Below are 22,769 nucleotides of genomic sequence, written 5' to 3'. Positions count from 1 at the left end.
CCCAAAAGGACCTTCCGATGCCGAGCCCGACCAACGACCGCGTCACCATCCGCGGCACGGAAATCCTGTCGAAGAACTGGGGCACCCTCTCGAAGGTCACCTTCGATTATCACCGCGCCGACGGCGAGACCCAGACCCTGAGCCGCGAGGTCTACGACCGCGGACACGGCGCGGCGATCCTGCTCTACGATCCCTCGCGCGACACGGTGCTGCTGACCCGGCAATTCCGCCTGCCCGCCTTCGTCGTCGGCCACCCCGCGCCGCTGATCGAGATCTGCGCCGGCCTGCTCGACGCCCGCGACCCGGAGGAGTGCATCCGCGCGGAGGCCGAGGAAGAGACCGGCGTGCGCGTGCGCCGTCCCCGCCGGGTCTTCGAAGCCTTCATGAGCCCCGGCTCGGTCACCGAGACCCTGACCTTCTTCGTCGCCGATTATGCCGTCGGCGATCGGGTCTCCGCGGGCGGCGGCAAGGCGGACGAGGGCGAGGACATCGAGATCCTGGAGCCGACCCTCGACGAAGCGCTCGCCATGGTCGCCCGCGGCGAGATCATCGACGGCAAGACCATCATGATGCTGAGCTGGTTCAAGCTGGAGCAGCTCGGGGCGGCACCCAAAGTCGGCGCGTGAGGCGCGACGCGGCCGGCCCTCGCTGACGGCGGCGAAGGCGTGTTGTCCTCCGCGGAAAAGGGCCTCCCGCGCTTGACCTTGCGGGGTCGGCTCCCTACGTTTCGGCCACACTCGTAACCCGTACGCCGCGCACGGTTTGCGCGGCCCGAGAGGTTCATCATGGCGACGACCAAAGTGACCGACCAGTCGTTCGAGGCCGACGTGCTCAAGTCGAGCGAACCGGTCGTTGTCGACTTCTGGGCGGAATGGTGCGGTCCCTGCAAGATGATCGCCCCGGCGCTCGAGGAGATTGCCGAGACGCTCGCCGGTCAGGTCAAGATCGTGAAGCTCAACGTCGACGAGAATCAGCAGACCGCCATCAAGTACGGCGTCCGCTCGATCCCGACGCTGATTCTCTTCAAGGACGGCCAGCCGGCTGCGACGCAGATCGGCGCCGCGCCGAAGGGCCGTCTGCAGGACTGGATCGGCTCGAACGCCCTCTGATCCGCCGGCCGGCCCTCGCGCCGGCCTCGCCAGACGTCAGGCCCGCCCGCGCACACGCACGAGCGGGCCTTGTCTTGATGACCACCGTCTTTGACCACCCGATCGGGCCCATCCCGAGCCGTGCCCGGGGAGAGCTTAGTGATGACCACCCACGCTGAAGACGCCGATATCGAATCGAAGGCCGGCAGCGACGACGCTGCGGCCGACAAGGGATCCGAGGCCGCCGGCGCGGCTTCGCCCGACACTCTCGAGCCGTTGAAGGCCGAGAACGCCGCGCTGCGCGACCAGACGCTGCGGACCCTCGCGGAAATGGAAAATCTGCGCCGCCGCACCGAGCGCGAGGTTCAGGACGCCGGCCGCTATGCCATCTCCTCCTTTGCCCGCGACCTGCTCGCCCTCGGCGACAACCTGCGCCGCGCCCTCGATGCGGTGCCGGCCGAGGCCCGCGACGGTGCCGACGCGGCGCTGAAGAGCCTGCTCGACGGCGTCGAGATGACCGAGCGCGACTTCCTCAAGACCATCGAGAAGCACGGCGTGCGCAAGCTCGCGCCGACGGGGCAGAAGTTCGATCCGAACCTGCATCAGGCGATGTTCGAGGTGCCCGACCCGTCGGTCGCCAACGGCACGGTCGTCCAGGTGCTCCAGGAAGGCTACGTCATCGGCGACCGCGTCCTGCGCCCGGCTCTCGTCGGCGTCGCCAAGGGCGGCCCGAAGACGGCGGACAAGCCGACTGAGGCCAAGGACGGCGCGGACGTCGGCCCGAACTGAGCCGCACCTCCCGAAAAGAAGAAGCGCGCGCCGACGCAAGCCGGCGCGCGCTTTTTGTTTGTTCAGCGCGGGACCTGCGCGGCGCGGATGTCTGTGTGGGCGAAGTCTTCGCCCTTGAAGAGCAGGGGCTCGCCGAATGCCTGCGCAAGAGCGTAGCGAAAGCAGTCCCCGAAATTGAGCCGAGCGGCGCTCCCGCTCCCCTTGCCGAACCGCCTGTAGGCCGTTTCGGCACCCCGAGCCTGCCCCTCGGTGACCGGCTCGATCCCGATCTCATAGCTTGTGATCAGGGCGTCGAACGCCGCGCGGTAAGCCCCGGTCGGATCACGCCCGAGGACGATGGCGATCTCGAGAAAGCTCGCAGCCGACAGACGGCGGATCGGCGCGTCGATCAGGGCATCGAGGAACACCATCGCTTCCGGCTCGGCTCGCAGAATGGCGATTATGGCCGACGTATCGATCACCATGGCTCAAACGGGAAGACCATCCTCTCCATAGAGAGACGCCGCGGGATCGCCTCCCCCGCCAGGAAAAGGCGGGAGAGACGCGATCATCTCCATCGTCGTCTTGATCTTGGCGATCCGTTCCGCGCGCGGCAATGGAACGGCCGATCCGCCCGACACGCGCGCGAGTTCGGCCCTTAGAGCGGCGCGTACCGCCTGTTCGACGGTCTCTCCACGCAATCGCGCCAGCCTGCGCGCATCCGTCTCGGTGTCGGTGTCTAGGATGACCGTCACGTTCCTCTCCCGCCCCACGATCACGGCGGACTGCCTCGGGATGTCACAGCCGATATTGGGTGCGCCCCCTTCCCCCCGTCAAGCGAAGGCCGCCGCGCGGGGAGCGCGGCGGCCTGTCGTACCGTCTGGGATGCTGGGCGCGGCCTGATCTTCAGGCCGCTTCCTCGGCCTCGGCGTCCGGGCGGCTGCCGGAGAACAGCAGGCGGTCGGTGCCGGCGGTGATGTGAACCACCTCGCCGTCGTGGATCGTCCCGCCGAGGATCTTCTCGGCGAGCGGGTCCTGCACCTCGCGCTGGATCACCCGCTTCAGCGGCCGCGCCCCGTAGACCGGATCGTAGCCCTTGTCGGCGAGCCAGGCCTTGGCGCTGTCGTCGAGGTCGAGGCTGATGCGCCGATCGGCGAGCAGCTTCTGCAGGCGCTTCAACTGGATGCCGACGATGGTCCCCATTTCCGTCCGGCGCAGCCGGTGGAACAGGATGATGTCGTCGAGCCGATTGAGGAACTCCGGCCGGAAGTGGGCCCGGACCGCCGCCATCACCAGATCGCGGACCTGATCGACGTCCTCGCCGTCCGGCTGGTTGGCCAGGAATTCGGCGCCGAGGTTCGAAGTCAGCACGATGATGGTGTTGCGGAAGTCGACCGTCCGTCCCTGTCCGTCCGTCAGCCGCCCGTCGTCGAGCACCTGAAGGAGGACGTTGAAGACATCCGGGTGGGCCTTCTCGATCTCGTCGAACAGCACGACCTGATAGGGCCGACGCCGCACCGCCTCGGTCAGCGAGCCGCCCTCCTCGTAGCCGACATAGCCCGGAGGCGCGCCGATCAGGCGGGACACGGAGTGCTTTTCCATGAACTCCGACATGTCGATGCGGACCATCGCGGTCTCGTCGTCGAACAGGTAGTTGGCGAGCGCCTTGGTGAGCTCGGTCTTGCCGACGCCGGTGGGGCCCAGGAACATGAACGAGCCGATCGGCCGGTTCGGGTCCTGGAGACCGGCCCGGGCGCGCCGCACCGCGGTCGAGACCGCGTGCACCGCCTCCGCCTGGCCGACGACGCGCTGGGCGAGTTCGTCTTCCATGCGCAGGAGCTTGTCGCGCTCGCCTTCGAGCATCTTCTCGATCGGCACGCCGGTCCAGCGCGAGACCACACCCGCGATATGGTCCGGCGTGACCGCCTCGGCCACCATCGCCGAGCCGCCCGACTTCGCCTGCTCGACGCTCGCAAGCTGCCGCTCAAGCTCGGGGATGCGGCCATAGGCGATCTCGCCGGCCTTGGCGAGGTCCCCGGTGCGCTGCGCCTTCTCGAGATCGATGCGGGCCTGATCGAGCTGGGTCTTGATCGACTGCGCCTGCCCGACCTTGTCCTTCTCGGTCTTCCAGCGGGCGGTCAGCTCGGCCGATTTCTGCTCGAACTCGGCGAGCTCCTTCTCCAGCCGCTCCAGCCGTTCCTTGGAGGCGGTGTCCGTCTCCTTCTTCAGCGCCTCGCGCTCGATCTTGAGCTGGATGACGCGGCGATCGAGCTCGTCGAGCTCTTCCGGCTTCGAATCGACCTGCATGCGCAGCCGCGACGCGGCCTCGTCCACGAGGTCGATCGCCTTGTCGGGCAGAAAGCGGTCGGTGATGTAGCGGTTCGAGAGGTTCGCGGCCGCCACCAGCGCCGAATCGGTGATGCGGACGCCGTGATGGGCCTCGTACTTCTCCTTCAGGCCGCGCAGGATCGAGACGGTGTCCTCGACCGTCGGCTCGTCGACGAAGACGGGCTGGAAGCGGCGGGCGAGCGCGGCGTCCTTCTCGACATATTTGCGGTACTCGTCGAGCGTGGTCGCCCCGACGCAGTGAAGCTCGCCGCGGGCGAGCGCCGGCTTCAGGAGGTTCGACGCATCCATCGCGCCGTCGGACTTGCCGGCGCCGACCAGGGTGTGCATCTCGTCGACGAACAGAATGACGCCGCCGGCCGCCGCCTCGATCTCGGACAGGACGGCCTTCAGCCGCTCCTCGAACTCGCCACGATATTTCGCGCCGGCAATCAGCGCACCCATGTCGAGGGCGAGAAGCTGCTTGTCGCGCAGGCTCTCCGGCACGTCGCCGTTGACGATGCGCAGGGCGAGGCCCTCGGCGATCGCCGTCTTGCCGACGCCGGGCTCGCCGATCAGGACCGGGTTGTTCTTGGTGCGCCGCGAGAGGACCTGGATGGTGCGGCGGATCTCCTCGTCGCGGCCGATGACCGGGTCGAGCTTGCCGTCGCGCGCCGCCTGGGTCAGGTCGCGGGCATATTTCTTGAGCGCGTCGTACTGGGTTTCCGCGCCGGCACTGTCGGCGGTGCGGCCCTTGCGCACGTCCTTGATCGCCGCTTCGAGGGCGGCGGGCGTGACGCCGGCATCGGCGAGAATCTTGGCGGTGCCCGCGTCCGGCTCGGAGGCGAGCGCGAGCAGCAGATATTCGACGGTGACGAAGCTGTCGCCGGCCTTCTTGGCGAGCTTCTCGGCGGTCTCGAACACCTTGGCCGTCGCCGGGGCGAGGTAGAGCTGTCCGGCCCCGCCGCCGCCGACCTTCGGCAGCTTGGCGAGCGCGCGCTCGACGCCGGCGAGCGCCGCGGCGGCGCGACCGCCGGCCCGCTCGATGAGGCCGCTCGCGAAGCCCTCGGTGTCGTCGAGCAGCACCTTCAAAAGGTGCTCCGGCGTGAATTGCTGGTGACCCTGGCCGATGGCGCCGGTCTGCGCGGCCTGAAGGAAGCCGCGGGCCCGTTCGGTATAATTCTCGAAATTCATGGGTTCATGTCTCCTCTCCGCCCCCCGCCCTGACGGCACGGAGGTCGAAATCAGATCGCGAAGCCGTACGCGGCCTTCGCGGGGACGGCTTACCGCTCCGTCCTGCGCCTCGATATGGTGTGGCAAATCCACAACAAAAGGGGCGACGGAACTTTTCCTCGGGGGCTCCGGCGCCGCGTCCGTCACGCCCCGGCGGGGCGCCCGAAGCAGCGCATCTTCATCGTGGCCGTGCCTCGCGGCAGGGCCATGACATCGATCAAATCGGGCGGTGTGGGGACGCTTTCCGGCGGCCTCGCCGCCCTCTCATCGCGCCTCAGGCGCTCATCATTCCCGCGCCACGCCAGCCCCGCCTCCCCCAAACGCAAAACGCCCCGGCGGGGCCGGGGCGTTCTGAAAAGGCGGTGTCGAGCCTCAGGTGGCGTCAGTTCAGCCGAGCCTTGGCGGCTTCGATGCCCTGGTCGAGCAGGGTGTCGGCGAGCGGGCCGGTCACCTTGGCCTTCAGGATGTCGGTCGCCGCGGCGATCGCGACGTCGGCCGCGCGGGCCCGAACCTCGGCGACGGCCTGGCTCTCGGCCTGGGCGATCTTCGCCTCAGCGGTCTTGGTACGGCGGGCGATCATCTCCTCGATGTCCGCATGGGCGGCCGCGGTGATGCGCTCGGCCTCGGCCTTGGCGCTCTCGAGCACCTGGGCCGCCTCGGCTTCGGCTTCCTTGCGCTTGCGCTGATAGTCGGCGAGCAGAAGCTGCGCTTCCTCGCGCAGCTTGCGCGCCTCGTCGAGCTCGGTGCGGATGCGCTGGGAGCGGCCGTCGAGGGCGCCGTTGAGCTTCGTCGGGATCTTGATCCAGATGAGGGCGGCGACGAGGATCAGGAAGGCGACCGTCGCGTAGAATGTCGCATCGAATGCCATCGTTCGGTCCTCACTCCGCCGCGGCGGGGGCGGCGCCGGCGGCGGACACCGCACGGGCGACCTCGGCGCGGTCCACGTTCAGGGGCACGAGGTGCGAGATCACCGCCTCGGCGGCGTCGGTGGCGATCGCATCGACTTCGGCGAGCGCCTTGGCCTTGATGCCGCGGATGTGCTCCTCGGCCTCGGCGAGGCGCTTGGCGAGGCCGGCTTCGACTTCGGCGCGCTTGGCGGCGAGTTCGGCAGCGGCCGCGGCGCGGCGTTCCTCGGCGAGCGCGCCGGCGGCGCGGCGGGCATTGGCGAGATCCGCCTCATAGGCGGCGATCACCTGATCGGTCTCCTTCTTGAGGAGATCGGCCTGATGGAGATCGTTGACGATGCGGCCCTCGCGGTCTTCGAGGATCGCACGGATGTGCGGCACGATACGCCGCGCCATCAGGATGTAGAGCACGCCGAACGTGATCGCGAGCCAGAACAGCTGCGGGACGAAGAACGTGGGATCGAACGGCGGGAACGGCCCCTTCGGCTCGTGGCCGCCCGGCGCCTCGGTGTGGGTTCCGAGTTGCGCGTTCGCGCCATCGGCAGCCTGGATGGCCGCGTCTGCGGCGGGCGTCGGGGTCAGCCCCGGATCGTTAGCGGCGTCGCTCGCCATCGGCGTCTCCAACACGGTCGAGGGACGATGCGGGCATCGTCCCTCCGAAGGTCAGGGCGTATCGCGGACGGCGCGGAACCGCGCCGTCTCGAGATCGGTCGAACCGATCAGGCGAAGAGCAGGATCAGCGCGACGAGCAGCGAGAAGATGCCGAGCGCTTCCGTCACCGCGAAGCCGAAGATCAGGCGGCCGAACTGGCCGTCGGCGGCGGAGGGGTTGCGCAGCGCGCCGGACAGGTAGCTCCCGAAGATGTTGCCGAGGGCAACCGCCGCGCCGCCCATGCCGAGGCAGGCGATACCGGCACCGATGTACTTCGCAGCTTCCGCTTCCATGGGGGGCTCCTAAGTTTGGATCGTTCGTTCGTTTCAGGAAAGAGATGGACGTTCGCCCGCAGACCGCACCGGACCGATGCCAGCCCGAGCCTCAGTGGCCCGGGTGGATCGCATCGTTGAGATACATGCAGGTGAGAACCGTGAACACGTAGGCCTGCAGGAAGGCCACGAGCACTTCGAGAGCGGTGATCGCCACCGTCATCGCGAGCGGCAGCACCGCGCCGATCCAGCCGCCGATACCGAGCGTCGCGAGCGTCACCACGAGGCCGGCGAACACCTTCACCGTGATGTGGCCGGCGAGCATGTTGGCGAACAGACGGACGGAGAGGCTGACGGGACGCGAGATAAACGAGATGATCTCGATCGCGGTCACCAGCGGCACCAGCACCATGGGCACGCCCGACGGCACGAACAGCTTGAAGAAGTGCAGGCCGTGCTTGGAGATGCCCGACACCACCACGGTCAGGATGACCGCCATCGCCAGTGCGAAGGTGACGATGATGTGGGAGGTGACGGTGAAGAAATAGGGGAACAGGCCGATCAGGTTCGACACGAGCACGAACATGAAGAGCGAGAACACGAAGGGGAAGAACTTCATCCCCTCCTTGCCGGCCGAGCCCTTCAATGTGTTTGCGACGAACTCGTAGCAAATCTCGGCGATCGACTGCGACCGGGTCGGCACCACCAGGCTGCGGCGCGTGGCGAGCACCAGGAAGCCGACCGTCAGGGCCACGACCACGACCATGAACATGGCCGAGTTGGTGAAGGACAGGTTCACCCCGTCGACCTTGATGTCGACGAGTTCGGAGATCCGGAATTGGTGAATCGGATCGTTGGCCACCAGCCCAACCTCTCATGCCCAAGCGGACGAAGCCCGCACCCGACGAAGGACGCGGGCGAAGCCCGCTTCCCAACGAAGTCCGGACCAGGTCCGAACCCGAAATCCCTGCGGGAAGCCCCGCTCTGCCGGCGAACGCGGCCGAAACCCCGTCGCGACAGCCGCGGGCAAGGCCCACGGTCTAATTCAAGGGCCCGGATGTCCGGGCATCGGGCTCGCGCCCGCGATCTCGTTGCGCCTCAGTGGCGGCCGGCCGGGCCGTCGCCCCAGGGATCGCGCATCTGCCCCGCAGACCTGAGCACGTTCACCACACCGGCGGCGAAGCCCAGAAGCAGGAACACGATCAACCCGAAGGGAAGCGTTCCGAACAGCCAGTCGAAGCCCCAGCCGATCGCGCCCCCGATCAGGATGCCGGCGATGAACTCTGAACTCATGCGCAGGGCCTGGCCCCATCCGCGCGTGCTGTTCGATCCGTTCGCCGGCTCCGCCCCCACGACCGGACGACGGCCTTGCAAGGCCTCGTTCAATCGCTCGCGGCGTGCATCGAGATCGGCGTCCCCCTGGGTCCCGGTTCGTGGGCGCCGTGCGCCCGCGTCGGGATTGCCGGGGTCCAGCGGGCCGTTTTCACCGTTGGGATCACCGCTCGACATGGGGATCACACATCCGATGAGACGGTCCGGGGCCGGTCCCGAAGCCGGCCGCACAATAGTCGTGGGCCTTCTCCAAAGTCAAGGCGGCCTCCCTATCGTTTAAGTTATTGATATAAAACGCTTCTTACGCGCCTTACGACACTGCGACAATCCGACCGGCCCGCCCTGCCCCGGTCGCGCCGCATTCAGCTCGCTTCGCGGAACCGCTCCGCCGTCTCCAGATCGACGGAAACGACCTGCGAAACGCCCCGTTCCACCATAGTCACCCCGAACAGGCGGTGCATGCGCGCCATGGTGATCGGGTTGTGGGTGATGACCAAGAAGCGCGTGTCCGTGCGCCGGGTCATTTCCTCCACGAGATCGCAGAAGCGCTCGACGTTGGCGTCGTCGAGCGGCGCGTCGACCTCGTCCAAGACGCAGATCGGCGCGGGATTGGTCAGGAAGACGGCGAAGATCAGGGCAAGCGTGGTCAGCGCCTGTTCGCCGCCGGAGAGCAGCGTCAGGGTCTGCGGCTTCTTGCCCGGCGGCCGCGCGACGATTTCGAGTCCGGCTTCCAGCGGGTCCTCGGCCTCGACGAGCGCGAGTTCGGCCTCGCCGCCCTGGAACAGGTGCGTGAAGAGCTCGCGGAAGCGCGTGTCGACCGCCTCGAACGCGGCAAGCAGGCGTTCGCGCGCCTCGCCGTTCAAGGTCGAAATGCCCTGCCGCAGCCGCTTGATCGCCTCGATGAGGTCGTCGCGGTCGGAAACGAGCCCGTCGAGCCGAGCCTCGACCTCCTCGGCCTCCGCCTCGGCACGCAGGTTCACCCCGCCCAGCCGTTCCCGCTCGCCCTTCAGCCGGTCGAGCCGGGCCTCGACGCTGTTCGTCGCCGGCAACGGCGCATCCGGATCGAGCCCGGCGATTGCGGCCGCCTCGTGGGGCGGGCAATCGAGCGCGTCGGCGATCTGGTCTTCGAGTTCGGCGCGCCGCCCGCGCACGGCCGTCAGCCGCTCCTCGGCGCGGGCCTTCGCCTCGCGGGCTTCGGAGAAGGCGGCGAGCGCCGCGCGGGCGGCACCGTCCGCTTCGGTCAGGACCGCCTCGCCCTTGAGGCGGGCATCGGAGGCGGCCGCAAGATCGCCCTCGGCCTTGGCGATGGCGTGGGCGAGCGCGCGCTGGCGCTCGTGGAAATCGTCGGGCGCGGCCGCGAGCCGATCGCGCTCGGCCTCGATCTCGGCGCGCCGCTCGGCGTGATTCTCGGCCCGGCGGGTCGCATCCTCGGCGCGGGCCCGCACCGCCTCGCGCTCGCGGGCGACCGCGGCGAGACGACGAACCCGCATCTCGTTTTCCCGGGCACTGGCGCCGACGAGGGCCCGGACCTCGGTCGCCCGCGCCCGCGCCTCGGCAACCGCGAGGCGCAGGGCTGTGATCTCGGTCGCCGAATCATCGAGGCCGGCGGCCTCCTCCAGCGCCATCAGCGCTTCCTCGCGGGCCGCGGCCGCCGCAGCGAGATCCTCGCCCCGGCGCCCGATGACGTCCACGAGGGCGGAGAGCCGCCGTGTCGTCTCCTCCACGGCGCGCTCGGCGCGGCCGAGGCCGTCGCGGGCCGCGGCGACGGCGCGCTGGCGTTCGCGGATCGCCTCGCGCTTCGCCCGCTCGTCGGCGACCGACGCGGCGACGGACGCTTCGGCGGCGGCGAGCACCGCCCGGCATCGGGTCCGAGTCTCGACGGCGCCGGAGAGGTCCCGTTCGAGTTCGGCGAGGCGGTTGCGCTGGGCGAGGCGCTGGGCCGCGGCGCTCGGTGCCTCGGCGGAGGACACGAAGCCGTCCCAGCGCCACAGATCGCCCTCGCGGGACACGAGCCGCTGGCCGGGCTTCAGCAGGCTTGAGAGACGGGCGCCGTCGGCCCGCTCGACGAGGCCGATCTGCGCCAAGCGTCGGGCGAGCGCGGCAGGCGCCGTCACCTGGGCGGCGAGCGGAGCGACGCCTGCCGGCAAGGCCGGATCGTCGGCCGCGATCGGCGCCCCCGTCCAGCGCATCGGCGCCGCGGCCTCTTCCGAGGCATCGAGATCGTCGCCGAGAGCGGCGGCGAGCGCCGCCTCGAAACCGGCAGTCACGGCGATCGCATCGACCACGGGCGCGAATCGCCCACCCGTGCCGGCGGCAAGAATCTTGGCGAGCGTCTTCGCCTCGGTCTCGAGCCGGGACACCGCCTCGTCCGCCGCGCGCGCCGGCGGTCGGGCGTCCGCCTCGGCGGCGCGGGCGGCCTGCAGCGTCGCTTCGGCCTCGGCGGCCAGCGTTTCGGCGATGGCGAGCGCCTCTTCCGCGGCCTCGAGCGCGAAGCGAGCCTCCTCGCGCCCGTCCTCGGCGGCCAGCTTGCGCTCCAGCGCCCCGCGCTCGCGGGCGAGATCGGCGACTTCCCGTTCGAGCCGCGAGAGCGTATCCCCGGCCGCCTGGACGGCCCGCTCGGCCGCGCCACGGCGCGCGGCGGCCTGCGCCGCCTGTTCGGTCGCGCGGGTGAAGGCGGCTTCCGCCGCGGCGAGGACCGAATCGGCGGCCTCGGCTTCCATCTCCAGTTCGGCGGCGCGCTCGGCCGCCATCTCCGTCTCGGCGGAGAGCTCCGCCGCCTCGGCATCGAGCGCCTCCGATTCGGCGGCCGCGGTCGCGGTCAGGCGCTGCTCGCGGGCGAGGTCGTCGGCGATCTCGACGAGGCGGCGTTCGAGCTCGGCGAGGCGCTGCTTCGACCGGCGTTCCTCGTCGGCGAGCTGTTCGGCGGCGACCCGAAGCCGTTCGAGCGCGGCGCCGGCGGCGGCCTCGGCATCGCGCAGCCCCGGCACCGCTGCCGCGGCGACCGCCTGATCCTTCGCCGCGTTCGCCTGGGCGGCGGCACGGGCCTCGGCGAGCGTCGTCGCCTCGGCCAGGGCCGCCTCGGCCTCGCTCCCTTGGGTGCGCGCGGCGATCCAGCGCAGATGAAGAAGCGTCGCCTCCGCCTTGCGGATCTCGCCGGAGAGCGCGCGGTATCGGGCCGCCTGGCGGGCCTGACGCTTGAGGTTCTCGAGCTGCACCCCGATCTCGTTGACGAGGTCTTCGACGCGCTCGAGATTCTGCTCCGCCGCCTTGAGGCGCAACTCCGCCTCGTGGCGACGCGAATGGAGACCGGAGACGCCGGCCGCCTCTTCGAGAAGCCGTCGACGCGCCGCGGGCTTGGCCGCGATCAATTCGCCGATGCGCCCCTGCCCAACCATCGCCGGCGAGCGGGCGCCGGTCGAGGCGTCGGCGAACAGGAGCTGCACGTCGCGGGCGCGGACGTCGCGGCCGTTGATTCGGTAGGACGAGCCCTGCTGCCGCTCGATGCGGCGGCTCACCTCCAGAACCTCGGCGTCGTTGAAGCCCGCGGGGGCGAGCTTTTCGGCATTGTCGAGGGTGACGCAAACCTCGGCGCGGTTGCGGGCCGGCCGGCGCGTCGAGCCGGAGAAGATCACGTCGTCCATGTCGTTGGCGCGCATGCTCTTCGACGAGCTTTCGCCCATCACCCAGCGCAGCGCCTCGACGAGGTTCGACTTTCCGCAGCCGTTCGGCCCCACCACGCCGGTGAGGCCGGGCTCGATCAGGATTTCGGTCGGCTCGACGAAGGTCTTGAAGCCGACGATGCGGAGCTTGGTGAATTTCACGGCCGGGCCTCCGTGGAGGCCCGCGCCGGATCGATCAGCACCCGATCAGGAGAGGCTGCGGGGCCGGTCAGCCGGCCGCGCCGCCCTCGCGCATGGAAGCGGCCGGGACGAGCGCCCGGCGACGACTCACTTCGACGCCTTCGCCGCGGCGTCGGTGATCGCCTTGCCCATGCTTTCAATCGTCTGCTCTCCGACGAGCTTCTGCCCGTTCACGAAGAAGGTCGGGGTCGAGTTCACGCCGAACTTCGACAGCGCCTGATCCTTCTCGGCGTTGATTCCGTCGAGCAGCTTCTGATTCGTCAAGCAGGCCTCGAAGCTCATCTGTGTAAAGCCGGCCTGCTTCGCCATGTTCTGCAGGGCGTCCAGCGGCTTATCCGTGTAGGCCCATTCGCGCTGATGATCGAAGAAAAGGTCGATCATGTCGTAATATTTGTCTTCCGGGGCGCAGCGGGCGAGCATCGAGGCAGCGGCGGCGAGCGGATCGAGCGGAAACTCGCGGAAGATGAAGCGCGCCTTGCCGGTATCGATATATTGGGTCTTCAGCGCCGGCCAAGTTTCGGCATGAAACGCCGCGCAATGCGGGCAGGTCATCGACGCATATTCGACGATGGTGACCGGGGCATCGGCCTTGCCGAGCACACGGTCGCCGAGCGCGGTCGGCTTCATCAACTCGGCGACGTCGACGCTCGTCGGCCCATCCTGCGCAAGGGCGGCGGGCGCGGCGAAGGCGAGCGAGGCGGCGAGCGCGACGGCCCCGAAAACGGCGGACAGGGAACGGCGGGTCGGCGTCACGTGCGGTCTCCTCGTTGAGGGGGGATCGGCCCCGGGCCCCGATCGGACGGCACCGGGCCGGGCGACCGAACGGGAGGAATAAGGCGAAACTCGGGAGATGCAAAGCCGCCTCTCGGCGCGCACGGCGGGAGACGGCGCCGCGCAGCCACCGCGAGCGCACAGCGGATCGGTTGGTACGGCACCGCGCCAGGGCCTGATTCAACCGTGGCGGCGCCGCGCGAGGGCCCATCCCGTCATCGCGCTCTCAGCGATCACCCAAGCCCCGAGCCCTCCGCCATTGTCCTCGCACCGTGCTCTCCGCCGCCGTCCTCGCCCTCCTCTCCGTCGTCATCCTCGCCCTTGTGGCGGGGACCCAGGGGCGGCACGGCCGGTGTCCTCCGGCCCTGGGTCCGCGGGACAGGCCCGCGGATGACGACGGACAGGGAGGGGATACAGAGAGGCTATGTGTTCGGAGAGGTCGTGCCCGCCCTGAGAGATCGCCCGTCCTTCGCCGGTGGCGGGCGCCTTCAGCGGGCTCCCGCCGCCTAAAGGGCGTCCGGGCGCCGCGGCGCGTCCGGCCCGGGCTCGCTCGCGAGAACCTGGCGGCCGAGCCGCTTGACGGCTTCGGCGAGGCGGGGATCCCCATCGGCACGGACGAGACCCGCGACGCGCGCCTCCTCCGCCGCCGAGAGCGGGCGCGACACCCGTGGGCGCGGACGCGTGTCCGGCGGCGGCGGGCGCTGCTCGACCTTGACGCGGCCGACCGCCTTCCAGCCGAAGAAGGCGTTGAGCCGCTCGACAATCGCGGCGGCCTGATAGGTGATCATCAGCGCGCCCGGCCCGTCGGTGCGCACGATCAGGGTGCCGGGCTCCAGCCCGTCCGCGCCCGGGCGGCGGCGCGGCCAGCGGATGCATTCCGGGCGCGCCCGCTCGGCGAGGGCGGGGTCCACGATATCGGCCCAGGCGGTGACGATTTCAGTCGTTGCGAAGCCGCGCTTGCGGCAGGCGTCCTCGATCGCCGGGCCGATCAGGTCGGCGAGCGGACGGGCGTCGCGGCGCCGGACGGGACGTTCGCTCACGGGCAAAGGCTCCTCATTCGCACCTTCATGCCACAGCCCCGCCCCGGCGGCGAGAGGCGGGTCTTCGACGGGACGGCGACGCCACGCCCTTTCGAGCCCTCCCCTTCCGGCTCGAACCGCTCTAGACTGACGAGAATGCCGCGCCGCATCCGCTCCCCCTCATCGCCCGCCGTCTCCCCCGCCGCCCCGCGCCTCGACGCGCCGCGGGCCGCGGATCTGCTCGCCTGGTACGACCGTCACGCCCGTGTGCTGCCGTGGCGCGTCGGGCCGGCGGAGCGCAAGGCGGGCGCACGGCCCGATCCCTACCGGGTCTGGCTCTCCGAGGTGATGCTCCAGCAGACCACCGTCGCGGCGGTGAAAAGCTATTTCGCGTTTTTCACCGGGCGGTGGCCGAGCGTCGGCGATCTCGCCGCCGCGCCGGAAGAGGACGTGATGAAGGCGTGGGCGGGCCTCGGCTATTATGCCCGTGCCCGCAACCTCAAACGCTGCGCCGAAGTCGTCGCCGGCAGCCTTGGCGGGCGTTTCCCCGACGACGAGGCGGGGCTGCGGGAACTCCCCGGCATCGGCGCCTATACGTCCGCCGCCATCGCTGCGATCGCCTTCGGCCGCCCGGCCGCGGTCGTCGACGGCAATGTCGAGCGCGTCATCACCCGGATCGCCGCCATCGAGACACCGCTGCCGGAGGCGAAGCCCGCGATCCGCGCGGTCGTGGAACGGCTCGTGCCGGCGGACAGGCCCGGCGAATTCGCCGAGGCGATGATGGATCTCGGCGCCACCATCTGCACCCCGAAGCGGCCGGCCTGCGCGCTCTGCCCGTGGAACGCCGCCTGTGCCGCCCATGCGCGCGGCGACGAGGAGACTTTTCCGGTCAAGGCCGCGAAAGCCGAGCGGCCGGTGCGCCGCGGTGCCGCCTTCGTGGCGGTGCGGGCCGACGGCGCGGTGCTGGTGCGGCGGCGGCCACCGAAGGGCCTCCTCGGCGGCATGACCGAGGTGCCGACCGGCGCGTGGTCGCCCGCCTACGACCGCGAAGAGGCGCTCGCCGGGGCGCCGTTCCATGCCCCCTGGCGCCGGCTGCCGGCGCCCGTCGAGCACACCTTCACCCATTTTCATCTGGTGCTCGACGTCTTCCGAGCCGACCTCCCCGCCGGCACCCCGCCCCCCGACGGCGCCTGGTGGTCGAGCCGCCGCGACATCCTCGGCGAGGCCCTGCCCTCGGTGTTCCGCAAGGTGGTCGAGGCCGGGCTCGGCCTCTGATCGAATGCCGACGCGGGATCGCTTGGCCGACCGCTCGGAACGGGATTAGGCTTGGGCCGAGGACCGGCGAGTGACCGGTGCCGGAGATTCTCCATGCCGGCGGAGCGCGAGTTCGAGGCGATCGGATGCCTGCTGCCGGGCATGATGGCGGTCGCGGCGCACTCGGCGCGCGCTTTCGGCCGGCACACCCATGACGAATACGGCATCGGCCTGATCGCGGCGGGCGCCCAGCGCTCGGCCAGCGGACGTGGGCCGGTCGAGGCCGGGGCCGGCGACGTCATCACCGTCAATCCGGGCGAGGTCCACGACGGCGCACCGATCGGCGGCGCGCGGGCCTGGCGCATGCTCTATTTCGATCCGGCCATCGCCGCCCGAGCGCTCGACGACATCGCCGCCGACCAGCCGGTCGGCGCGGAATTCACCGCGCCCGCGATCCGGCACGCCGCGATCCGCACACGGTTCCTGTCGCTCTATGAGGCGATGACGGCGCGCGACGGTGATGCCGCGCGCCTGCACGGCGACGAAACCTTCCTCGCCTTGATCGCCGATCTGTTCGTGGCGCGGCAGGCCGCCTCTTCGAGCGGAGCGGAGGCCGCGATCCGCATCGCCCGGCAGCGCATCGACGACGATCCGGCGGCGCCGATCAGCCTCGCGGAGCTCGCCCGCCTCACCGGCCTCAGCCGCTTCCAGGTTCTGCGGGCGTTTACGCGGGCGACCGGCTTCACGCCGCACGCCTACCTGATGCAGCGCCGCCTGCATCTCGCCCGCCGCCTCGTGCGCGCGGGCCGGCCGCTCGCCGCCGCCGCGCTCGGCAGCGGCTTCGCCGACCAGAGCCACATGACGCGAGCCTTCGCCCGCGCGTTCGGCTATTCGCCGGGCACCCTCGCCGCCGCGAACGCGCGCCACGCCGAAGGCCGATAGGTCGCGTCCAGCCGAGCCGGGTCCGGCCTTGCTGCGGCGGAACACACCCGGCGCAACGCGGCCCGCCGTCGCGTGCGGCGAGCGCGCCCGCCGAGCCACCGGCCCCAGCGATCCGCCGGGGCTCTCCCGCAATCCGGTTCAAGACGGACGCGCGCCGACGCGGCTCTGCTGCGGTCCGTTCTCTGTTTCCGGTGCGGACCCGCTCATATGTCGTTCGACTTCCTCCTGACCTCCCTGATCGTCATCGTCTCCCCGGGAACGGGGGTCGTCATCACCGTCGCCGCCGGCCTCTCGCGAGGGGCGCGTGGGAGCCTCGTCGCCGCGTTCGGCTGCACGCTCGGCATCGTGCCCCACCTCGTCGCGGCGATCTCCGGCCTCGCGGCTCTCCTGCACGCGAGCGGGGTCGCCTTCGAGATCGTGCGCTGGCTCGGGGTTCTCTATCTTCTGGTGATGGCGTGGCAGACGCTGCGCGATACCGGCACGCTGCGGATCGCACCGGAGGCTGGACCGGCGCGCTCGGCCGGACGGGTGATCGTCGCCGCGATCCTGGCGAACCTGCTCAACCCGAAGCTCTCGCTGTTCTTCCTGGCGTTCCTGCCGCAATTCGTGGCGCCGGCGGGACCTGGCGCGGTGGCGCAGATGCTCGTCCTCGGCCTTGCCTTCATGGCGATGACCTTCGCCGTCTTCGCGCTCTACGGCCTGTTCGCCGCCGCGGCTCGCGACCACATCCTGTCGCGCCCCCGCACGCTCGCGGTCCTGAGGGGCACTTTCGCCGCCGCCTTCGTCGCCCTCGGCGCCAAGCTCGCCCTGACGCGGTGAGATGATTCCGCCGCCGCCCCCTTGACTGAAAAAGTCGTCGAGGACACCGTAGGTGCTACGCATCTGGTGCGTTCGAAGGTTCTCTCCTGATTGAGCACGCTGCGATCATCAGGACTGGACACTGATCCATCGTCATAGCACCGAGACTCCCACTCATATTATTAAATATGGAAAATATCCATCAGAGTTTGGCAGATTAATATGAACTCAATACTTAATATATTGACCCATCACAAATGTGCTAGCACTTGGCTGATCCGGTATGCGCAAGAATTTTGCAATTCGAATAATCTTTTTCTGTCAAGAACCCATTTGAGCAACACGAATCTCGATGAGTCTGCCGATGTACTTTGCTGGCAGAACGCCTCTTACAATTTTATCTCTAGAAAGATAACGGACGGATTTCATTTTATAAGAAATCCGCTTGATATAATTGTTTCTGCTTATCATTCACATAAGAAGACCCATCCATTAGATGGATGGCCAGAATTACGGCGCCAGCGTGAAATTCTCGCGACTTGCGATCAAGCCGAAGGCCTTTTCCTCACTCTATCATTTCTAGAGAGAGACGATTTCCATCCCGGAGCGGTAGGACCGTTACACGCTCTACGCCATTGGACGTTCGAGGACGCACGGATCAAAACGTTGCGAACAGAAGATGTGGTCTTGGACCCCAACCGATACATCGGTCAGATTCTTCAGGATAAATTTCCGGGTAGCGTTCTGCCGCCAACAGAACACCATACATTCGAATTCATGGTGGGTAGACGTGTTGGAGAGATAGACGAGAAGTCACACTACCGATCAGGAAAACGTGACCAGTGGAAAGAAGTTCTGCCCCGGGAGATCGTCGAATACATGAAGGCGCACTATAGAGAAATTTTCGAGCGGTTCTATCCGCACGTATTGTCGCAGCCTATCTCATGAACATCTGAAAACGGGCGGAAGACAACAGACTTGCGGTGAGGCAGACCCCACACGCGCTCCGATCCGCCACCCCACCACAAGCGAATTTCAAGATGAGCCTGTGGACGGGGAATGAAGCCAATGGCTCGGACCTTCGGGCCCATTCCGATGAGGATGAACCCAGTTTCCGACGAGACCTTGGAGATCGCGCCCGCGGTGGGCGGCGAAGCTCTTCATGTCGATCTCGCGGAGGCTCCGGGGAATCTACGGCCGGTAAGCCGCCCGAACCGCGGGCAGCTCACGCGCTTTATTCCGCCGCCTGCATCGGGGTGCGCATGATGTCGCGCAGGGCGTCGATCGGCTCGGGACCGCGGCCGCGGTCGAGGTGCCAGAAGGTCCAGCCGTTGCAGGCGTCGAAGCCCTGCACCAAAGCGCCGACGCGGTGGATCGAGCCGATATGCTCGCCCGATTGCAGCGTGCCGTCGGCGCGCACGAGCGCCCGATGGCGGCCGCGGCTGCACATGAGCTCCGAGCCCGGCGCGATCAGGCCGGCCTCGATCAGCGAGCCGAACGGAATGCGCGGCGCGGCGCGCTTGCCCATCACCACGCCGAGAGAGAGTCGCGGCGCCGGCTCGACGGCGGCGATGCGGGCATGCGCCGCCGCCGCATAGGTCTCGTCGCGCTCGATGCCGATGAAGCGGCGGTCGAGCCGCTTCGCCACGACGCCCGTCGTGCCGGTGCCGAAGAACGGGTCGAGCACCACATCGCCGGGGTTCGAGGAGGCGAGCAGCACCCGGTAGAGCAGCGCCTCGGGCTTTTGGGTCGGGTGCACCTTGAGCCCGTCCTCGCCCTTCAAGCGCTCGCCGCCGGAGCAGATCGGCAGCGTCCAGTCAGAGCGCATCTGGAGGTCGTCGTTGAACGCCTTCAGCGCATGATAATTGAAGGTGTAGCCCTTCGCGTCGCGGTCCTTGGAGGCCCAGATCAGCGTCTCATGGGCATTGGCGAAGCGCCGGCCGCGGAAGTTCGGCATCGGATTCGACTTCACCCACACCACGTCGTTCAGCATCCAGAAGCCGAGGTCCTGGAGGCTCGTGCCGACGCGGAAGATGTTGTGATAGGAGCCGATCACCCAGATGGTGCCGTTCGGCTTCAACAGGCGCCGAGCCGCGAGCAGCCAGGCCCGCGTGAACGCGTCATAGGCCTCGAAGCTCGCGAACTGGTCCCATTCGTCGTCGACCGCATCGACGCGCGATTGATCGGGACGCAGCAACGCGCCTTCGAGCTGAAGGTTGTATGGCGGGTCCGCGAAGATCACGTCGACCGATTGCTCGGGCAGGCTCATCATGTGAGCCACGCAATCGCCGATGAGAATCTCATCGAGCGGAAGCGCCTGTACCGACGCGAGGCCGCGACGGGACGAACGCGGAGAGAGCGGGGAAGTGCGGGACGCCGGGACAGGCGCCCCGCTTAGGATCTGGCTCATTGCGACGCATCACCCTCACGCAATTCGCAGACCGAAAGGTGCGTCGAGGCTGGTAAAGGCGTGGTTAAGCCGAATCCGAAAAAGCGATTTTTATCAAAGATTTACCATAAGGACTTTGTTTACGTCCTCAGGCTTTGCCGTCGCAACCGGGATGGCTCCCAGCCGCGACGGCGACGTTCAGCCTTCTATTCGGCGGCGGCGGCCGGGGCCGGCTCGCTCCAGGCGAGCTTCGGCTGGCGGGCGGCGCGGGTCTCGTCGAGCCGGCGGCGCGGGGCGAACCGCGGCGCGGCGCGGAAGTGCTCCACCTCGCCCGCCTTCGCCCGCATCATCAGATCGCGCATCGCGGCGATGAACAGGTCGAGGCTGGCGCGGCTCTCCGACTCGGTCGGCTCGATCAGCATCGCCCCGTGGACGACCAGCGGGAAATACATCGTCATCGGGTGATAACCCTCGTCGATCAGCGCCTTGGCGAAATCGAGCGTGGTGATCTCGGTGCCCTCGAACGAATGGTCGTCGAACAGCGCCTCGTGCATGCACGGGCGGTCGCCATAGGGCGCGTGGAACAGGTCGGAGAGGCGGGCGCGCACATAATTGGCGTTGAGCACCGCATCCTCCGAAGCCTGCTTCAGGCCGTCGGCGCCGTGGGAGAGCATGTAGGCGAGCGCGCGGGTATACATGCCCATCTGGCCGTGGAAGGCGGTGAGGCGGCCGAATGGACGCTCGCCGTCCTGCGTCGCCTCGGCGGTCTCGACGAGCACCGGGCCGCCCTCGCCGCGGCGCAGGAAGGGCAGCGGCGCGAACGGGGCGAGCGCCTTCGACAGCACCACCGGCCCCGCGCCCGGCCCGCCGCCGCCGTGCGGCGTCGAGAAGGTCTTGTGCAGGTTGATGTGCATGGCGTCGACGCCGAGATCGCCCGGCCGCACCTTGCCGACAATGGCGTTGAAGTTCGCCCCGTCGCCATAGAAGAACGCACCCGCCGCGTGGACCGCCTCGGCGATCTCGACGACGTCGCGCTCGAACAGGCCGCAGGTGTTCGGGTTCGTCAGCATGATCGCGGCGACGTCGGAGGAGAGCCGCTCCTTGACCGCCGCCGGGTCGACCGTGCCGTCGGCGCGTGCCGGCACCGGGATCACCTTGTAGCCGAGCAGCGCGGCGGTCGCCGGATTGGTGCCGTGGGCCGATTCCGGCACCAGCACCGAGCCGCGGGTCTCGCCGCGCGCCTCGATCGCGGCGCGGATCGCCACCATGCCGCAGAGCTCGCCGTGCGCGCCCGCCTTCGGCGACAGCGCCACAGTCTCCATGCCGGTCATCTCGAGAAGCCAATGGGACAGGTCGGCCATGAGGTCGACCGCGCCCTTCACCGTCGAGGCCGGTTGCAGCGGGTGGATGTCGGCGAAGCCGGGCAGCCGCGCCATCCGCTCGTTGAGGCGCGGATTGTGCTTCATGGTGCACGAGCCGAGCGGATAGAGCCCGAGATCGATGGCGTGGTTCTGCCGCGACAGGCGCACATAATGGCGCATCGTCTCCGGCTCGGAGAGGCCCGGCAGGCCGATCTCGGTCTTGCGGCCATGGTTGCCCAGGCGCGACTTGGCGACCGGCGCCTCGGGCAGATCGATGCCCGTCACCTCGCGCTGGCCGATCTCGAAGAGGAGCCCCTCCTCGATCTGCAGCGCCTTGTTGCCGGTGAAGGTCGCGGCCTCGGACGCGGCGGCGGTATCCGGACGGCTCGGACGGCCCTGATTGTTCAACATCACAGCACCTCGGCAACAACGGCGGCGAGCGCGTCGGCGAACGCCGCACGGTCGTCTTCGGTCGCGACTTCGGTCGCGGCCACCACGATGAGATCGGACAGGTCGGCACGGCTCGGCTCGAGCCGCGAAACCGGCACGCCGCCGAGCACGCCCTTGTCGGCGAGCCGCTCGACGACCGTCGCGGCATCACCGGGCACGCGGATCGTGAACTCGTTGAAGAACGTCTCGTTGAGGACCGCGACGCCCTGCACCGCGGCGAGGCGGTCGGCGAGGTCGGAGGCCGCCGCATGGTTCAACGCCGCGAGCCGCGTCAGCCCGCGCTCGCCGAGCAGCGTCATGTGGATCGAGAAGGCGAGCGCACACAGCCCCGAATTGGTGCAGATGTTGGAGGTCGCCTTCTCGCGGCGGATGTGCTGCTCGCGGGTCGAGAGCGTCAGCACGAAGCCGCGGGTGCCTTCGGCATCCACCGTCTCGCCGCAGAGCCGGCCCGGCATCTGGCGGACGAACTTCTCGCGGGTCGCGAACAGGCCGACATAGGGCCCACCGAAATTCAGCGGATTGCCGATCGACTGGCCTTCGCCGACGACGATGTCCGCGCCCTGGGCGCCCGGCGGCTCGATCGCGCCGAGGGCGACGACTTCGGTGAACACCGCGATGAGGAGCGCGCCCACCGCATGGGCCTTCTCGGCGATCGGCTTCAGGTCGATCAGGTGGCCGTAGAAGGACGGGCTCTGCACGACGACGCAGGACGTCTCGCCGTCGATCGCGGCGAGGATGTCCTCGGTCGCGGTCGGATCGGCCGGCAGCGCGTGGGTAACGTCGCCGGCGATGCGGCTCAGCGTCTCCACCACCTCGCGATAATGGGGATGCAGCCCGCCCGACAGCACCGCCTTGCGGCGGCGGGTGATGCGGTGGGCCATCAGGACGGCTTCGGCCGTGCCGGTCGAGCCGTCGTACATGGAGGCGTTGGCGACCTCCATGCCGGTGAGGCGCGCCACCTGGGTCTGGAACTCGAACAGGACCTGGAGCGTACCCTGGGCAATCTCGGGCTGATAGGGCGTGTAGGAGGTCAGGAATTCCGAGCGCTGGATCAGGTGATCGACGGTCGCCGGAACGTGGTGGCGATAGGCGCCGGCGCCGATGAAGAAGGGCACCGAGCCGGCGGCGACGTTGCGGCCCGCGAGCCGGCCCATCAGCCGCTCGACCTCGATCTCGGATTTGCCACGCGGCAGATCGAGGAGGCCGGTGAGCCGCTTGTCTTCGGGCACGTCGACGAAGAGGTCGTCGATCGCGGTGACGCCGATCGCGGCGAGCATATCGCGGCGATCGTCGCTGGTGAGGGGATGATAGCGCATCGGCGGCAGATCCGGGTCCTTGAAGGGGTCCGATG

Annotated in this window: 21 protein-coding genes; 7 read left to right on the top strand and 14 right to left on the bottom strand. The window is 69.0% G+C overall.

Annotation, left to right across the window (positions count from 1 at the left end):
• Positions 1 to 17: 17 nt before the first annotated feature.
• From F0357_RS15100 to grpE, 3 genes are all read left to right on the top strand, one after another.
• The gene (locus F0357_RS15100; RefSeq protein WP_153483630.1) at positions 18 to 626 is read left to right on the top strand and encodes an NUDIX domain-containing protein; all 609 of its coding nucleotides are present in this window, start codon (positions 18 to 20) and stop codon (positions 624 to 626) included.
• 159 nt (positions 627 to 785) lie between these two features.
• Positions 786 to 1,109 carry a thioredoxin gene (trxA, locus tag F0357_RS15095; protein WP_153483627.1) on the top strand — a complete coding sequence of 108 codons (324 nt, stop codon included), beginning with the start codon at positions 786 to 788 and terminating at the stop codon, positions 1,107 to 1,109.
• Positions 1,110 to 1,250: 141 nt separating this feature from the next.
• Positions 1,251 to 1,877 (top strand): nucleotide exchange factor GrpE, encoded by a 627-nt coding sequence (grpE, locus tag F0357_RS15090; protein ID WP_153483622.1) that lies wholly within the window; start codon positions 1,251 to 1,253, stop codon positions 1,875 to 1,877.
• Positions 1,878 to 1,939: 62 nt separating this feature from the next.
• Here grpE and F0357_RS15085 read toward each other — a convergent pair whose 3' ends face one another.
• The 11 genes from F0357_RS15085 to F0357_RS15035 all read right to left on the bottom strand — a co-directional run bounded on the left by F0357_RS15085 (position 1,940) and on the right by F0357_RS15035 (position 14,245).
• Positions 1,940 to 2,341: a type II toxin-antitoxin system VapC family toxin gene (locus tag F0357_RS15085; RefSeq protein WP_153483619.1), complete on the bottom strand. Its 402-nt coding sequence runs from the start codon at positions 2,339 to 2,341 to the stop codon at positions 1,940 to 1,942.
• A 3-nt stretch (positions 2,342 to 2,344) separates the two neighbouring features.
• A complete protein-coding gene (locus tag F0357_RS15080; RefSeq protein WP_153483616.1) occupies positions 2,345 to 2,611 on the bottom strand; it encodes a type II toxin-antitoxin system VapB family antitoxin in 267 nt (88 codons plus the stop codon).
• 151 nt (positions 2,612 to 2,762) lie between these two features.
• Positions 2,763 to 5,375, bottom strand: coding sequence for an ATP-dependent chaperone ClpB (clpB, locus tag F0357_RS15075; protein WP_153483613.1), 2,613 nt, complete (start codon positions 5,373 to 5,375; stop codon positions 2,763 to 2,765).
• A gap of 421 nt (positions 5,376 to 5,796) precedes the next feature.
• On the bottom strand, positions 5,797 to 6,282 hold the full coding sequence (locus tag F0357_RS15070; protein ID WP_153483610.1) for a F0F1 ATP synthase subunit B family protein: 486 nt from the start codon (positions 6,280 to 6,282) through the stop codon (positions 5,797 to 5,799).
• 10 nt (positions 6,283 to 6,292) lie between these two features.
• Positions 6,293 to 6,931, bottom strand: a complete 639-nt coding sequence (locus F0357_RS15065; RefSeq protein WP_153483607.1) for a F0F1 ATP synthase subunit B — start codon at positions 6,929 to 6,931, stop codon at positions 6,293 to 6,295.
• Positions 6,932 to 7,038: 107 nt separating this feature from the next.
• Positions 7,039 to 7,263 carry a F0F1 ATP synthase subunit C gene (locus F0357_RS15060; RefSeq protein ID WP_153483604.1) on the bottom strand — a complete coding sequence of 75 codons (225 nt, stop codon included), beginning with the start codon at positions 7,261 to 7,263 and terminating at the stop codon, positions 7,039 to 7,041.
• Between the two features lie 91 nt (positions 7,264 to 7,354).
• Positions 7,355 to 8,104, bottom strand: a complete 750-nt coding sequence (locus F0357_RS15055) for a F0F1 ATP synthase subunit A (RefSeq protein WP_312861611.1) — start codon at positions 8,102 to 8,104, stop codon at positions 7,355 to 7,357.
• 236 nt (positions 8,105 to 8,340) lie between these two features.
• Positions 8,341 to 8,751, bottom strand: a complete 411-nt coding sequence (locus tag F0357_RS15050) for an AtpZ/AtpI family protein (RefSeq protein ID WP_153483596.1) — start codon at positions 8,749 to 8,751, stop codon at positions 8,341 to 8,343.
• A gap of 185 nt (positions 8,752 to 8,936) precedes the next feature.
• Positions 8,937 to 12,395, bottom strand: coding sequence for a chromosome segregation SMC family protein (locus tag F0357_RS15045; RefSeq protein WP_312861610.1), 3,459 nt, complete (start codon positions 12,393 to 12,395; stop codon positions 8,937 to 8,939).
• 126 nt (positions 12,396 to 12,521) lie between these two features.
• Positions 12,522 to 13,187: a DsbA family protein gene (locus F0357_RS15040; RefSeq protein WP_312861609.1), complete on the bottom strand. Its 666-nt coding sequence runs from the start codon at positions 13,185 to 13,187 to the stop codon at positions 12,522 to 12,524.
• Between the two features lie 524 nt (positions 13,188 to 13,711).
• Positions 13,712 to 14,245 carry a DUF721 domain-containing protein gene (locus tag F0357_RS15035; RefSeq protein ID WP_208948355.1) on the bottom strand — a complete coding sequence of 178 codons (534 nt, stop codon included), beginning with the start codon at positions 14,243 to 14,245 and terminating at the stop codon, positions 13,712 to 13,714.
• A 135-nt stretch (positions 14,246 to 14,380) separates the two neighbouring features.
• Here F0357_RS15035 and mutY point away from each other — a divergent pair, with 135 nt between their 5' ends.
• From mutY to F0357_RS15015, 4 genes are all read left to right on the top strand, one after another.
• Complete coding sequence (mutY, locus tag F0357_RS15030) at positions 14,381 to 15,499, top strand: A/G-specific adenine glycosylase (RefSeq protein ID WP_153483588.1); 1,119 nt, start codon at positions 14,381 to 14,383, stop codon at positions 15,497 to 15,499.
• Positions 15,500 to 15,592: 93 nt separating this feature from the next.
• Entirely contained in the window at positions 15,593 to 16,420 is an 828-nt protein-coding gene (locus F0357_RS15025) for an AraC family transcriptional regulator (protein ID WP_153483578.1), read from the top strand.
• A 207-nt stretch (positions 16,421 to 16,627) separates the two neighbouring features.
• Positions 16,628 to 17,239, top strand: a complete 612-nt coding sequence (locus F0357_RS15020; protein WP_153483575.1) for a LysE family translocator — start codon at positions 16,628 to 16,630, stop codon at positions 17,237 to 17,239.
• A 312-nt stretch (positions 17,240 to 17,551) separates the two neighbouring features.
• Entirely contained in the window at positions 17,552 to 18,166 is a 615-nt protein-coding gene (locus F0357_RS15015; RefSeq protein WP_208948354.1) for a sulfotransferase domain-containing protein, read from the top strand.
• A gap of 286 nt (positions 18,167 to 18,452) precedes the next feature.
• On the opposite strand, the gene F0357_RS15010 is transcribed toward F0357_RS15015, so the two are convergent.
• From F0357_RS15010 to gcvPA, 3 genes are all read right to left on the bottom strand, one after another.
• Positions 18,453 to 19,490, bottom strand: coding sequence for a site-specific DNA-methyltransferase (locus F0357_RS15010; RefSeq protein WP_246161686.1), 1,038 nt, complete (start codon positions 19,488 to 19,490; stop codon positions 18,453 to 18,455).
• Between the two features lie 323 nt (positions 19,491 to 19,813).
• Positions 19,814 to 21,379: an aminomethyl-transferring glycine dehydrogenase subunit GcvPB gene (gcvPB, locus tag F0357_RS15005; protein ID WP_153483568.1), complete on the bottom strand. Its 1,566-nt coding sequence runs from the start codon at positions 21,377 to 21,379 to the stop codon at positions 19,814 to 19,816.
• Entirely contained in the window at positions 21,379 to 22,734 is a 1,356-nt protein-coding gene (gene gcvPA / locus F0357_RS15000) for an aminomethyl-transferring glycine dehydrogenase subunit GcvPA (protein WP_153483557.1), read from the bottom strand. The genes gcvPB and gcvPA overlap by 1 nt, the downstream gene beginning before the upstream one ends.
• Positions 22,735 to 22,769: the final 35 nt, after the last annotated feature.

The organism is Segnochrobactrum spirostomi (assembly GCF_009600605.1).
GTDB lineage: Bacteria > Pseudomonadota > Alphaproteobacteria > Rhizobiales > Segnochrobactraceae > Segnochrobactrum > Segnochrobactrum spirostomi.
This window is presented reverse-complemented; position numbering and strand designations above follow the sequence as displayed.